The organism is Streptomyces sp. NPDC001153 (genome assembly GCF_053598315.1).
On record NZ_JBSFJZ010000002.1, the window covers coordinates 169,968 to 183,037 of the forward strand.

A 13,070-nucleotide genomic window follows, 5' to 3' on the forward strand; every position below is an offset into this window, starting at 1 on the left:
TGCTCTTGGCATGACAGGGGGCCGCCCGGTTTCCGTCCGGGCGGTGGCTCTCCACGAGGGGGAGGCGGGCAAGAGCGGAGATTCTAGGGCAGGCACTCAGGGGCGGGCCAGTGAATTATTGATGTGATCGTTATGGGCGTGATCGGCGGGCGCACCGGCCGGCCGGACCGTCTGCGCCGCCGCCAGCCGCCGGTACACCGGACTGGCGGTGAGCAGTTCCTCATGACGACCGCACGCGGTGACCCGGCCCTCCTCCAGGACGACGATCCGGTCCGCGTGCTGAACGGTGGAGAGCCGGTGCGCCACGACGAGGACCGCGCACTCCTCGGTGATGTCCTTCAGCGCTGCGGTGAGCGCGGCCTCGTTGAGGGCGTCGAGGTGGGAGGTGGGTTCGTCCAGGAGCAGCAGCGCCGGGCGGGTGAGCAGGGCGCGGGCCAGGGCGACGCGCTGGCGCTCGCCGCCCGACAGGGTGGCGCCGTGTTCCCCGACGGTGCCGTGCAGGCCGCCGGGCAGCCGCTCGGCCACCTCCTCGAGGCGGGCCAGCTTCAGGGCCCGGCGCACCTCGTCCTCGGTCGCGTCGGGGCGGCCGTAGACGATGTTGTCGCGGAGCGTGCCGCGCACGACATGGCTGTTCTGGTCCACGATCGCGAGCCCGGCCCGGCCGGCGTCGCGGGAGAGTGCCGCGGCGGGGCGCCCGTGGAGGCGGAGCCGGCCGGCATCGGGTTCGTAGAACCGGGCGACCAGCGCGAACACGGTGCTCTTGCCCGCCCCGGACAGTCCGACCAGGGCGACCTGCCGGTGCTGCGGCACGGTGAAGGAGACCCCCCGCAGCACCGGCCGCCCCGGCCGGTAGGCGAAGTGGACGTCCTCCAGTTCGAGAGCCGGTGGTCCGAGGGCCGGTCCGTGCGCGGGTGTCTGCCGGGCGGGCCCTTCCGCGGGGCCGGTGGGCTCGACGGGCAGCTTCAGGGTCTGCTCGATCCGCAGGTGGGCGCCCATGCCGCGCTGGATCAGCCCGGCCGCGCGGAACACCGAGGACAGCGGGACGACGAGGTAGGAGGCGTACAGCAGGAACGCCACCAGGTCGCCCAGGGAGTGACCGTGGCCGTGGGCGCGCAGGCCTCCGACGACGAGGACCAGCAGGAAGGAGCCCTGGACGGCGAGTTCGACGGCCGAGCTCATGACCGCGGCGTACTTCGCGGTGCGCACCCCGGCGGCGCAGGCCTCGTCGACGCGGGCGCCGATGCGCTCCGCCTCACGCTGCTCGGCGCGGTACACGCGGACCATGGCGAGCGCGCCCAGGGCGCGTTCGAGGTCGGCGGCGACGGCGCCGACGGACGACTGCAGGCGCTCCGAGGCGGTGCGGATTCCCCGGAGCAGCAGGGCGACCACGGCCGCCGCGGACGCCACGGTCGCCGTGACGAGCACCAGCAGCAGCGGGTCGAGCCACGCCATCAGGGCCAGCGCGCCGACGGCGACCACCGACCCGGTGACCAGGTCCACCAGCGCCTGGGCGACCACCTCGCGCAGCAGGGTGGTGTCGGCGGTCACCCGCGCGATCAGGTCGCCGCCGCGCTGCCGGTCGTACTCCCGCATCTCCAGCCGCAGCAGCCGCCCCACCAGCGTGTGGCGCAGCTGCCGTACGACGCCTTCGCCGGTCCGCTCCAGCAGGAACCGGCCGGTGGCGCCGGTGCCGGCCTCGGCGGCGAACAGGGCGGTGAGCAGCAGCAGCGGCGGCCAGAGGGGTTGCTGCCCGCTGCCGGCGTCCACCACCCGCTTGGCCAGCAACGGCTGGGCGAGCCCCAGCGCCGACGCGACCAGGGTCAGCGTGGTGGCCAGGGCGATCGCACCGCGGTGGCGGGCGGTGAGCCGGTAGACCGCGAGGATCGCGGCCCGCGTGGACCGGTCGGTGTCGTCGTCGCCGTGGGTCTCCTGCTCACCGGCCGTCATCGCCGTACCGGCCCGACGGCCAGCAGACGGGCGAAGTAGCCGTCGGGCGCGTCCTCGCCGACCGGCCGGCCCTCCGCCTCGATCCAGGCGTGCGCGGTGAACGGCGGTACGACCCGGACGCCCGTGCACCAGGTCGGCCAGGTGCCGCCGAGACGGCACAGGAGGGCGGCCCCGAGCGAGCGGGGCAGGCAGCCCTTGGGCCCGGCGCAGCGCAGGCTCACCGCGCACACGGCGTCGCGGGCGCGCTGGGCCTGTGCCGCGCCGGCGGGGGCGGCGCCGCGGCGCAGCAGGCCGAGGGCCGCGCGGATGTGACGGGGTGGCAGCAGGGAGAGGACGACGGCCGGCAGGAGGACCGTGCGGGCGGCGAGCCGGCGGCCGAGGGGGACCCCGTGCGGCCGCTCCAGGGCACTGGGCGTGCTCATTCGGCCAGCCCCCCGGCGCGCAGCTGCTCCACCAGGGCGTCGACGTCGGCCCGTGCGCGGTCGGGGTCGACGTCGAACGCCTCCGCGACCGCCGCCGTCGCGGCCGCCTCGTCACCGCCCGCCATGAGCGTGTCGACCACCAGGGTCGCGGTGGGGTTCAGCTCCCAGTACTCGCCGGAGCGCTGGTCGAGGAGGACGGTGCCGTAGTCGGTCTTCGCGGTGCAGATCTCGGCACCGAACCGCAATGCCATGACGGCTCTCCTTCGTCGGTCTCGTCAGTGGGGTCACATCGGTGCGTCGTGCCGCGTACGGCCGAGGGCGCGCAGCCAGACCTCGACCGAGATGGTCGAGTACAGGACGGCCTCCCGCAGGTGCCGGGTGGCGGGGCGCTCCGCGAGGCGGCGCAGCACGTCGCCGTCCACCAGGCCCAGCCGTTCCAGCCGCGAGTCCTCCCACAGCGCCTTCAGGTCGCCGCGGTGCTCGCGCAGCCCGTCGGCCGCGTCCCTCGCGGCGGTGGCCTTGTCGGTCCGGCGCAGGCACTCCTCGGGCACGATGCCGCGCATGGCCGCGGTCAGGAGGGGCTTGTACCGCCAGGGCGAGACGCGTTCGTCGGGGCGGACGGCGAGGGCGGCCTCGACGACCCGGTCGTCGAGGAACGGCGAGGCCATGGGCAGCCCGCAGCGGGCCGCCATGTGGTCCCACTGCCGGATGATGCGGGTGCAGTTGCGGATCTGTTCGAGGTCGGCGTGGAGTCCCCGGTCGGGGTGCAGCGGCCGGGTCCGCCGGGCGGCCGTGCGCAGCGCCGTACGGGCCAGGTGCTCCGCCTCCGGTGTCACCCACTCGAACAGGCGGGGGCTCATGCCCCAGCCGAGGCTGGTGGCGACCGTCGGGGCCAGCGGGTCGCGCAGCCGGTGTTCCGCGTCCGCCAGCCAGGTGCCGTAGGGGCGGGAGTCGGCCAGCGTGGCGAGCATGGGGCCGAGCGGCCACTGCCACAGCGCCCTGAAGCCGCGCAGCTGCCGCAGCGCGAACAGCGGACGGCGCCGCGCCAGCCGGTGGTAGTACGCCTCGGAGCACCAGGCCACGTGGTCGCCGCCGATGCCCGTCAGATGCACCCGGCTGCCCCGTTCGGCCATGGCCGGCAGGTGGTGCAGGACACGCGCGCGGTCCATGACACCGATGGTGGGCTCGTCCAGTACGTCGTCGATGGCGAGCAGTCCGGTGTAGACGAGGGGTGAGGCCTCGGCGTCCCAGATGACGTGCTCGACGTCCGGCAGGGCGGCGGCGGCCCGCTTCGCCCAGTGCAGGTCGGTGTCGGCGGGGTCGCGTCCGGGCCAGGTGGAGGCGACGACGCGGGCCGGTGAGCGGTCGGCGAGGAAGCAGACGGAGGTGGAGTCGAGGCCGCCGGACAGGTCGCAGCTGACCGTGCCGCCGTGCCGGGTGCGGGCGTGGACGGCCTCGGCGAGGGCCTCGCGGACCCGGGGAGCGCCGGTGCGCAGCGGAACGACCGGTTCCGGGGGCGTCCACCAGCGGGTGTGGCGTGCGCCTCGGCCGTCCGGCGCGAGGATCAGCGCCTCGTGCGGGGCGACGGCGGTGATGCCGGGCCACAGCGGTTCGTCGAGCAGGGGGTGCGGAACGGGCCAGAGCAGCCGTACGGCCAGGCGTTCCGGCACCGGTTCGACGCCGAGTGCGGCGGCCAGGACGTCCGCCCGGGTCGCGGCCACCCGGGTGCCGTCGACCGGTGCGTGGAAGACCAGCCGGAGACCGGAGGCCGTGCCCTGCACCCGGATCCGCCCGTCGAGGGCGGCGACGAGGTGGCAGCTGCCGGGCAGCGAACGGGCCCAGGCGTCCAGTGCGGCGAGGTCGCGCAGAGATCGGGCGACCCGTTCCAGCTCCGTGGCGTCGACGGGGACGCAGCCGACGAGGGCGAGGGCGGCGGGGCCGACACGGGCGCTGACGATCTCCTGGTCGTGCCAGTGGCCCACGAGCCAGGGCCGGCCCGAGGCGTGATCGAGGCTGCGGGTGCCGGGGCGGGCGAAGGAGCGGGCCACGGCGGCTGCGTCCGCGCGGTCGGCGAAGACCGCGAAGTGCGCGTCGCCGTGGCCCGTCCCCGCACTTGCGTGCAGATCAGTCATGACGTCGAGGCACAGGCCGTCGCTCGTCCGCCGTTCAGTTCTTGCTCAGGATGATCCGGTCGTTGCCGTGCCGCTGCAGGAGCCCGGTCTCCTTGCGGAAGGAACCGAGTCGGACGAGGGTCGGTGCCTCGTAGGCCTTCTTCATGATGGGTGCTCTCCTTTGCGGGTTGTCCATCCGCCCCCCCGAGGGCGGCCTGCCACCAGATAGCCGGGGAGCGGGCCGGCCCGACAAGATGGGGGAGAACAGTCGGATTGTCTTCAGATTCCGCCCGTTGGTGGTGTGTTCGAGCGCTGAACGGGCGTCCGTGCGGCGGAGGCTCGTGCTCCGCAGGTGCCGGTGGCGTGTGCCGGAGGAACGTTTTCACGTGGACCGTGGCACGGCGGCAGGGCCCGGGCCGGCACGGGCGCGGGAAGGGATTGCGAGGGCGCACTCCGGTCCGGGCCGCGAATCCGGATGGGGACCCCTAGGGGGCGAGGCCGCCCGGCGTAGGGGAAGTGCTCCGCCCTGAGAGGTAGGCGAAGAAGGGAGAGATTGGCTCTGGAGACCGATGCCGGTCACACCGCGCGAGAGCGACTATGAAGGCATGAGCGCAGCAACCATCTCTCCAGGTCCTGTCCGACCGCCGGCCGGCGCAACTGCCGTGGACGGCCCGCATCACCACTGGCTCGGCAACGCCCTGCGCGCCGTCAAGGTGTTCGCGGAGGCGGCGTTCGGCGTCGTGATCCTCGGCGAGTACGGCGAGGAAGCGGGCATACGCCGTAAGTGACCGCATAGGGTCGCGTCCGTGCCAGAACAACCGGCGCGGAAACGGACGTCAGCCCTCCTCGCCCTCCCCCTCCTCGCCCTCTCCCTCGCCGCCTTCGCCACGCTGTGCGTCCTGCGGCACGCACCCATGGCCGACCTGCTCGTCTACCGCGCCGAGGGCGCGGCCGTGGCCCACGGCACCGATCTGTACGGCTTCACCGTCACCCGGTGACGCCTCCCCGCGACCTACCCGCCCTTCGCCGCGATCCTGTTCGTCCCGGCTGTGCGGCTTCCCGTCCCGGCCCTGAAGGCGGCCTTCCTCGCGGGCAACGCGCTCCTGCTCGCCGCCCTGATCGCCCTCTCCGCCCGCCTCGCGGGAAGCACGCCCTCCCGGCCCCTGCTCTGCACGGCCACCGCCCTGTCCCTCTGGCTCGAACCGGTCTTCCAGACGGTCCCGTTCGGGCAGATCAACCTGGCCGTCGCCTGCCTGGTCCTGTGGGACCTCACCCGGCCCCCGGGAGCCCGGGGCAGGGACGTGGCCCTGGGCATCGCGGCCGGGATCAAGCTCACCCCGGCGGTGTTCGTGGCGTACCTGTTCCTGCGGGGGCGCGGACGGCAGGCGGCGACCGCGACGGCGGCCCTCGCCGGTACGGCCCTGCTCGGCGCCCTGCTGCTCCCGTCCGCGAGCGCCGACTTCTGGACCCGGCGGCTGTACGAGACCGGTCGCGTCGGCAAGGCCTGGATCGTGGACAACCAGTCCCTGCGGGGCCTGACCGCGCGAGCGCTCGGCACTCCGGCGCCGGGCCTGGCCTGGGCGGTCCCGGCGGCGGTGGCCGCGGTGGCGGGCCTGTACCTGGCGGCCCGCGTCCGCGAGGAACGGCACGGCGTCCTGCTCACCGCGTTCACGGCCCTGCTGGTCTCACCGATCAGCTGGTCCCACCACTGGGTGTGGTGCGTCCCGCTCCTCGCGGTGCTGCTGGCCGAGGGCCGTCTCCGGCTCGCGGCCTTCACGGCCACGGCCTTCACGGCCACGGCCTTCACGGCCCGCACCCTCTGGCTCGTCCCGCACGAGGGCGACCGCGACCTGCACCTGCCCTGGTGGCAACGGCCCCTGGCATCGCCGTACCCGCGCTGGGGCCGGCGCTGGTCGCGGCGGCGGCGCTCCGGGCGGCTCAGCCGGTGCTGTCCTCCGCCAGGATCTCGTCGGCGTCCACGATCCGGTAGGAGTAGCCCTGTTCGGCCAGGAAGCGCTGGCGGTGGGCGGCGAAGTCCTGGTCGATGGTGTCGCGGGCGACGACCGAGTAGAAGTGGGCCTGGTGGCCGTCGGCCTTGGGGCGCAGGACGCGGCCGAGGCGCTGGGCCTCCTCCTGGCGGGAGCCGAAGGTGCCGGACACCTGGACGGCGACCGTCGCCTCCGGCAGGTCGATGGAGAAGTTCGCGACCTTCGACACCACCAGCACGCTGATCTCGCCCTCCCGGAAGGCGCCGAAGAGCTTCTCGCGCTGGGCGTTGGAGGTCTCGCCCTTGATGACCGGGGCGTTCAAGTGCTCGCCCAGTTCGTCGAGTTGGTCGATGTACTGGCCGATGACGAGGATCTGCTGCCCGGCGAAACGGCGGACGATCGCCTCCGTCACCTTCCGCTTGGTGTCCGTCGTCGCACAGAAGCGGTACTTCTCCTCGGTCTCGGCGGTGGCGTAGGCCAGCCGCTCGGAGTCCGTCAGATTCACCCGGACCTCGACGCAGTCGGCCGGCGCGATGTACCCCTGCGCCTCGATTTCCTTCCAGGGCGCGTCGAACCGCTTCGGCCCGATGAGGGAGAACACGTCCGACTCGCGGCCGTCCTCGCGGACGAGGGTGGCCGTCAGGCCGAGCCGGCGCCGGGCCTGGAGATCCGCCGTGAACTTGAAGACGGGAGCGGGCAGCAGATGCACCTCGTCGTAGACGATCAGACCCCAGTCCCGGGAGTCGAAGAGTTCGAGGTGGGGGTAGATCCCCTTCCGCTTGGTGGTCAGCACCTGGTAGGTGGCGATGGTGACCGGGCGGATCTCCTTCCTCGTGCCGCTGTACTCGCCGATCTCGTCCTCGGTCAGCGAGGTCCGCTTCACCAGCTCGTGCTTCCACTGCCGGGCCGAGACGGTGTTGGTGACCAGGATGAGCGTCGTGGACTTGGCCTGGGCCATCGAACCCGCGCCGACCAGCGTCTTTCCGGCGCCGCAGGGGAGTACGACCACACCGCTGCCGCCGTGCCAGAAGTTCTCCACGGCCTGCTTCTGGTACGGCCTGAGGGCCCAGCCGTCCTCCAGCAGCTCGATCGGGTGCGCCTCACCGTCGACGTACCCGGCGAGGTCCTCGGCCGGCCAGCCCAGCTTCAGCAGCGTCTGCTTGATCTGCCCGCGCTCCGACGGGTGCACGACGACCGAGTCCTTGTCGATGCGCGCCCCGACCAGCGGGGCGATCCGCTTGGACTTCAGCACCTCCTCCAGCACCGGCCGGTCGGTGGTGGTCAGCACCAGCCCGTGCGCGGGGTGCTTGGTGAGCGTGAGCCGGCCGTAGCGGTCCATCGTCTCGGCGATGTCCACGAGCAGCGCGTGCGGCACCGGATACCGGCTGTACTGCACCAGCGCGTCCACGACCTGCTCGGCGTCGTGCCCGGCGGCACGCGCGTTCCACAGCCCGAGCGGGGTGACCCGGTAGGTGTGGATGTGCTCGGGCGCCCGCTCCAGCTCGGCGAACGGCGCGATGGCACGCCGGCAGTCATCGGCCCGCTCGTGGTCGACTTCCAGGAGCAGGGTCTTGTCGGACTGGACGATCAGCGGTCCGTTCACGTGCGGCACACACCCTTTCCACAACGGCCAAACGTCCAGTGTGCCCTAAACGCCGAGGATCACCGTCAGTCTTCCGCGAGCTCCGCCACCCCGGTGATCCGGTGCAGCGGATACGTGCGCACCTCGTCCGCGGTGTGGTCGTACGCCGTGACGAAACCGCCCTCCACCTTGACCGGGGCGATGACGCGCTGGCTGGCGGTGCCCTCGGCGTTGACGTAGCCGATCCACAGGGACTCGCCGGTCAGGACGGCGGCCTGCACGGTGGCCAGGGTCTCGGCGGGGGAGGTGCGCGGCAGTTCACCGCCCGCCGGCGGAGCCCCCTCCCCGACGGTTCTGCGCGGGGTGGTGGCGGCCAGGTCGCCGGCCCGGATCGCGCGGATCGCCGCCGTGAGCAGCGTGGCGTCGGGCGACGGCGGGCCGTCCGGGACCGGCTCGGGAGCCGTGCGCGGCGGGGTGCGGTGGGCGTGGGCGCGGGCGATCAGGACGTCCCCCTCGGCGGACTCGGCGGCCGGCGCGTAGCCCATCGCGCGCAGGCCCTCCAGCAGTGTCGCCGGGTCGGACTGGGCGGCCAGCACGGTCGGGGCGAGGCGGCGCAGCCGCAGGGCGGCGGCGCGTTTGTCGGCGAGGATCTCGTTCAGCAGGGTGTCGTCGTCGCAGCGTACGTACGCCGAGGCCGCGCCGACCCGGAGGTGGCCGTGCTTGCGGGCCACGTCGTCGATCAGATAGGCGAGCGGCTGCGGCACCGGGGTGCGGGAGTGCTCGGCGAGGAAGGCGTGCAGGTCGGCGGCGGCACGGCCGGCGTCCAGGGCACGCCGTACCGAGGCCGGGGTGAAGCGGTACACGGTCGCGCCGCCCTTGGACTCGACGTCCGCGAGCACGTCCAGCAGATCGGCGAGGGGGCGTCGCAGCGGTCCGGGGGCCACCGCCGTCAGGTCGGCCTGGAGCAGGACGTGGTCCAGCGGTTCGGGCAGGAGCGGCGCGAGGAGCCGGGCGGCGGCGGCCGTCGCCACGGCCTGCTCGGCGGGGGAGAGCGGGGCCGGGGCGGGGGCGGGACGGTGGTGATGGTGGACGGGGAGCTTGTCGCCGGGACCGGTGCCCGGCGAGGCGGAGGCGCCCGGGGTGACCGACGCGGCGCGCGAGCCCGGTCCCGCCGCCGGGGCGCCCAGCAGGGCCCGCCCGTGTGCCGACAGCGCGCCCCGCCCCGTGAGGCCCAGCATCTCCGCCTCGGACAGGGTCCAGCGGGCCAGCCGGGAGCGCAGGTCCTCTTCGCCGTCCTGCTGCCGGGGTCCGCGCAACGGCCGTTCCCAGCGCAGCCGGGCCAGCACCGACTCGGTGTCCGGGGCCGCGCCCGCCGGCAGCCCGGCCAGCAGGGTCAGCACCCGGTGCCGTACCTCGGGCGCGGCCGAGCGGTCCAGGCCGGGGCCGAGCGCGGCGAGCGTACGGTCCTTGGCGTCCCGCCCGCCGATCAGCCCCGGCGTCCGGGTGGCCGCCAGCCAGGCCTGAGCCAGCTGGGACCAGCGCTCGGCGGGGGGCCGCTCCAGCCACTCGTCGTAGGCGGGTGTGGCCGCGTACCGCTCGTCGGCCTCGCCGTCGGAAGCGATCAGGCCGGCCGCGTACGCCAGCTCCACCCAGAACGCGGCGACCGGCTCGGACACGTCCAGGGCGACGGCGGTCCGCTTCAGGTCACGGACGCTCAGCCCGCCGGCCCGCAGCACGGCCGGGCCGCCCTCGTCCCAGTCCTTCAGCAGCTCCTCGACCGTGGCGAGCGCGGTGTACGCCTGCCCGGCCGCCGTCGCGTCCACCACCTGCGCACCGTGCGTCGCGGCCGGCTCCACGGCGGGCGGCAGCGGCTCGGTCACGCGGTGCGCCCGGCCCTCGCGCAGGTGCAGGGCGACCTCGCGCGGCAGCACCACCGTGCCGGGCGCGGTCGGCAGCAGCAGCCCGCGGTCGAGCAGCCAGCGCAGGTGCGCCGCCGGGTCCGGGGTGACCTGCCCGTACGGCGGCCCCCACACCAGCCGCGCCAGCACCTCGCGGGCGGCCTCCGGGGCCTCGGCCAGCAGGTCGCCCATCTTCTTCCGGTCGTTGAACAGCGCGGTGAGCGCGGCCACCGCGGACACCGAATCGTGCGTCGAGGGCAGTCCGGCCGCCGCGACGATGTCCTGGATCCGGCCCGGCGACATGCCCGAGGTGGCCTCCTGCACGCTGGGCCCGAGCCCCGTCGGGGAGGGGTGCTGCGGGGACGGCGAGAGGAGTTCGCGGGCCGTGCGCACCAGCCGCAGCCGCTCGTCGTCGCCCCACACCAGCGCCTGCTCGCGCAGGACGGCGAGGGCATGCGGCAGCGCGGCGGTGACCGTCTCGTTCCCGGCGTCCCCGGCCATCAGGGCGAGGAGCGTGTCGTACGAGGCCGGGTCCGGGGCCACGGCCAGCGCCTCCGCCGTCTGCAGCGCGAACCGGTCCAGCCGCTCCAGTGCCCGCAGCACCGAGGCACGGGTGCCGGCGCGGGTCGCCAGCTGGGTGAGGTCGGTCGGGACGGGCGTGATGAGGTCGGGGCGGCTGCGCAGCAGCGCGGCCAGGGAGACGTCGTCCCGCGCGCGGAGCGCTTCCGCGAGGGAACGGGGGGCTGGGTGGGCCGCTTGGCTCATCTGACCCACGGTAGCGGGTGCCGTCCCCGAGAGGGGCGCCCACGTGAGGCCCCGCCCGGGGACGGGTTTCGGGGAGGCGACTCTGCGCTACCGTCCTCACGGGGTTTCATCACCGTCGCCCCGGAGGGGTTCCGTTGGGGATCGAGAGCGACCAGGTCGTCTACGAGTACCTGAGCCGTGTCGGAGACATCGCTCAGCAACGGCAGCTGCCGTCGGCCACGCGGATGCGGCTCGTGTCGGAGCTGCGCAACGAGATCGACCGGCACCGGGCCAAGGCGACGGTCGACAGTCCCGCCGCGGTCCGCCGCATCCTTGACCGGCTGGGCACCCCGGACGAGGTCGTCGAGGCCGCGGGCGGCACATCGGGCACGTCCGGCGCGTCCGCCGCCTCCGGCCCCGGCCGGGTGCCGCAGCCGCCCGCCGCCGCCGTGCCCGCACAGCCCGCGCCGCGCGAACGAGGGCCGAAGGCTCAGCCGGATCCGGCGGACGGGGAACGGCAGGAGGGGCTGAAGGGGCTGAAGGGCTTGAGGGGCCTGCGCCGGGCCGTTCCCCGTCCCCGCCCCGCCGGGACCGACCCCGCGCCGTCCGCCCCGCGCGACGCCCCGTCCCCGCCGCACCTGGCGGCCGCGCACGAACTCGGGGACAGCGCCGTACAGCCCGACTGGTGGCGGGTGGGCGGCGACTCCTTCGGTCTCGCGGCCGAGACGGACTCGGTGCCGGGGTTCGTGGGCGGTGTGGAGATCCCGGAGCTGCTCAGGCGGCCACCGAAGGAGCGGAAGCCGGCGGACCGGGCCCCGGAGACGGCCGAGCCCGGGCCGGAGGCGACCGAGGCCGAGGCCGAGCCCTCCGCCGCCCGCCGGCGCCTGTTCCGCCCCGCCGCCGGCTGGACCAATCCCCTCCTGCTGCTGGCCGCCGCCGCGCTGGTCGCCGGCGCGGTGCTCGGGAACTGGTTCGCCCTGCTCCTCGGCTGGGTGATCGCCTACGGCTCCCGGCGGCTGACCCCCGCGGAGACCAAGACGGCCGTGATGATCCTGCCGGGTACGGCGGCCGCGGCCGGACTGGTCTGGCTGTGGGGGAGGTTCAACGGCCGCTGGGGCCGGCCGATCGCCCAGGGGCACATGAACGACGCGATCGCCGGGACCTGGCCGTGGGTGGTCCGGGGGGCGGCGGTGGCGTCGGCGCTGTATGTGGTGTGGCGGTCACAGAGGCGCAGGTGAGCGCCCCGAAGGGGGAGCGGGGGCCTGTGTCGGTATGCGGCTCCGCCGCGTGGGCGCGGCCGGCCAGGACACACCCGCAGTCGGACAAGCGCAGCAACCCCTACGGCGCTGTCCCGCCCGGCCGAACCGCCGGAGGCACCCGGCACAATGCGCATATGACACTCACCGTCGGCTTCGACCTCGACATGACCCTCATCGACTCCCGGCCCGGTATCCACGCCTGCTACCTGGCGCTGTCCGAGCGGACCGGGACGTACATCGATGCCGATCTGGCGGTGACGCGGCTCGGACCGCCGCTCGCCGAGGAACTGGTCAACTGGTTCCCCGAGGAGCACGTGCCCGCGATGGCCGCCCTGTACCGGGAGATGTACCCGGCGATCGCCATCGCCGCGACCCCCGCCATGGACGGCGCCCGGGAGGCGATAGCCGCGGTACGGGCGGCCGGCGGACGGACGATGGTGGTCACGGCGAAGTACGAGCCCAACGCCAAACTGCACCTCAGCCACCTCGGCATCGAGCCCGACGTGGTCGTGGGCGACCTGTGGGCCGAGCGGAAGGCGGAGGCGCTGCGCGAGTACCGGGCCGGCGTGTACGTCGGCGATCACGTCGGGGACGTGCGCGGAGCCCGTACGGCGGGAGCGCTGTCGGTGGCCGTGGCGACCGGCCCCTGCCCCGCCGACGAACTGCGCGCCGCCGGTGCGGACGTCGTCCTGGCGGACCTGTCCGCCTTCCCGGCGTGGCTGGCCGCCTACCGTGAGGCGCCCCGCGCCTGACGCCGGCCGGCGGCGATCGACCGCAGGACGCCCGCGCCGGCCACGAGGAAACCGACGGCCATGAGCATGCTCAATCCGAACATGTACGTCGGAAAAGGCCTGGCGCCGAGGAACAGCGGGGCCACGGTGACGAGGGTGGCCGCGGCCCCGATGAAGAAGACGATCGCACCGGCGCGGATCAGCCGGTCACCGGGCGCGGCGGAATTCGTTTGGGTTTTGTCACGCACCGGACCAGGGTAGTTCCCTGCGCGAGAGAACAACCGGGGGACGTCTTGTCACCCGCCCCAAGACCATTAGCCTTGGTAGCGGCGGGTCACGGTCGACCCGCTCTAGTGCTATCAAGAGCCGTTTCCGAAGTAGTTTTCCC

At 74.3% G+C, this 13,070-nt stretch carries 12 protein-coding genes and 1 pseudogene; 5 read left to right on the top strand and 8 right to left on the bottom strand.

What is annotated here, in order from left to right:
* Positions 1 to 96: 96 nt before the first annotated feature.
* The 5 genes from ACWDEN_RS02830 to ACWDEN_RS02850 are packed head-to-tail and all read right to left on the bottom strand — an operon-like array spanning position 97 to position 4,646.
* The gene (locus ACWDEN_RS02830) at positions 97 to 1,947 is read right to left on the bottom strand and encodes an ABC transporter ATP-binding protein (protein WP_351601504.1); all 1,851 of its coding nucleotides are present in this window, start codon (positions 1,945 to 1,947) and stop codon (positions 97 to 99) included.
* Positions 1,944 to 2,369 (bottom strand): lasso peptide biosynthesis B2 protein, encoded by a 426-nt coding sequence (locus ACWDEN_RS02835; RefSeq protein WP_351601501.1) that lies wholly within the window; start codon positions 2,367 to 2,369, stop codon positions 1,944 to 1,946. The genes ACWDEN_RS02830 and ACWDEN_RS02835 overlap by 4 nt, the downstream gene beginning before the upstream one ends.
* Entirely contained in the window at positions 2,366 to 2,620 is a 255-nt protein-coding gene (locus ACWDEN_RS02840) for a lasso peptide biosynthesis PqqD family chaperone (protein ID WP_351601498.1), read from the bottom strand. Before ACWDEN_RS02840 ends, ACWDEN_RS02835 begins: the two co-directional genes overlap by 4 nt.
* A 33-nt stretch (positions 2,621 to 2,653) precedes the next feature.
* Entirely contained in the window at positions 2,654 to 4,501 is a 1,848-nt protein-coding gene (locus ACWDEN_RS02845; protein ID WP_351601495.1) for a lasso peptide isopeptide bond-forming cyclase, read from the bottom strand.
* A gap of 34 nt (positions 4,502 to 4,535) precedes the next feature.
* A complete protein-coding gene (locus tag ACWDEN_RS02850; protein WP_351601492.1) occupies positions 4,536 to 4,646 on the bottom strand; it encodes a keywimysin-related RiPP in 111 nt (36 codons plus the stop codon).
* A gap of 439 nt (positions 4,647 to 5,085) precedes the next feature.
* On the opposite strand from ACWDEN_RS02850, the gene ACWDEN_RS02855 reads away from it, so the two are divergent.
* From ACWDEN_RS02855 to ACWDEN_RS02865, 3 genes and pseudogenes are all read left to right on the top strand, one after another.
* Positions 5,086 to 5,268: a hypothetical protein gene (locus ACWDEN_RS02855; protein WP_228624526.1), complete on the top strand. Its 183-nt coding sequence runs from the start codon at positions 5,086 to 5,088 to the stop codon at positions 5,266 to 5,268.
* Between the two features lie 18 nt (positions 5,269 to 5,286).
* A complete protein-coding gene (locus ACWDEN_RS02860; RefSeq protein ID WP_450856866.1) occupies positions 5,287 to 5,478 on the top strand; it encodes a hypothetical protein in 192 nt (63 codons plus the stop codon).
* Between the two features lie 51 nt (positions 5,479 to 5,529).
* Positions 5,530 to 6,111 (top strand): annotated as a pseudogene (locus ACWDEN_RS02865) (glycosyltransferase 87 family protein); the annotation flags it as partial.
* 307 nt (positions 6,112 to 6,418) lie between these two features.
* On the opposite strand, the gene ACWDEN_RS02870 reads toward ACWDEN_RS02865, so the two are convergent.
* Both ACWDEN_RS02870 and ACWDEN_RS02875 read right to left on the bottom strand, forming a co-directional pair.
* Positions 6,419 to 8,071, bottom strand: a complete 1,653-nt coding sequence (locus tag ACWDEN_RS02870; RefSeq protein WP_351601488.1) for a DNA repair helicase XPB — start codon at positions 8,069 to 8,071, stop codon at positions 6,419 to 6,421.
* A gap of 65 nt (positions 8,072 to 8,136) precedes the next feature.
* Positions 8,137 to 10,713, bottom strand: a complete 2,577-nt coding sequence (locus ACWDEN_RS02875) for a helicase C-terminal domain-containing protein (protein WP_351601485.1) — start codon at positions 10,711 to 10,713, stop codon at positions 8,137 to 8,139.
* Between the two features lie 134 nt (positions 10,714 to 10,847).
* On the opposite strand from ACWDEN_RS02875, the gene ACWDEN_RS02880 reads away from it, so the two are divergent.
* Together ACWDEN_RS02880 and ACWDEN_RS02885 are read left to right on the top strand one after the other, a co-directional pair.
* A complete protein-coding gene (locus ACWDEN_RS02880; RefSeq protein ID WP_351601482.1) occupies positions 10,848 to 11,930 on the top strand; it encodes a hypothetical protein in 1,083 nt (360 codons plus the stop codon).
* Between the two features lie 155 nt (positions 11,931 to 12,085).
* Positions 12,086 to 12,703: an HAD family hydrolase gene (locus ACWDEN_RS02885; RefSeq protein WP_351601479.1), complete on the top strand. Its 618-nt coding sequence runs from the start codon at positions 12,086 to 12,088 to the stop codon at positions 12,701 to 12,703.
* Here the strand turns inward: ACWDEN_RS02885 and ACWDEN_RS02890 are convergent.
* Complete coding sequence (locus ACWDEN_RS02890; RefSeq protein ID WP_351601476.1) at positions 12,679 to 12,930, bottom strand: hypothetical protein; 252 nt, start codon at positions 12,928 to 12,930, stop codon at positions 12,679 to 12,681. The genes ACWDEN_RS02885 and ACWDEN_RS02890 overlap by 25 nt on opposite strands.
* Positions 12,931 to 13,070 lie beyond the last annotated feature (140 nt).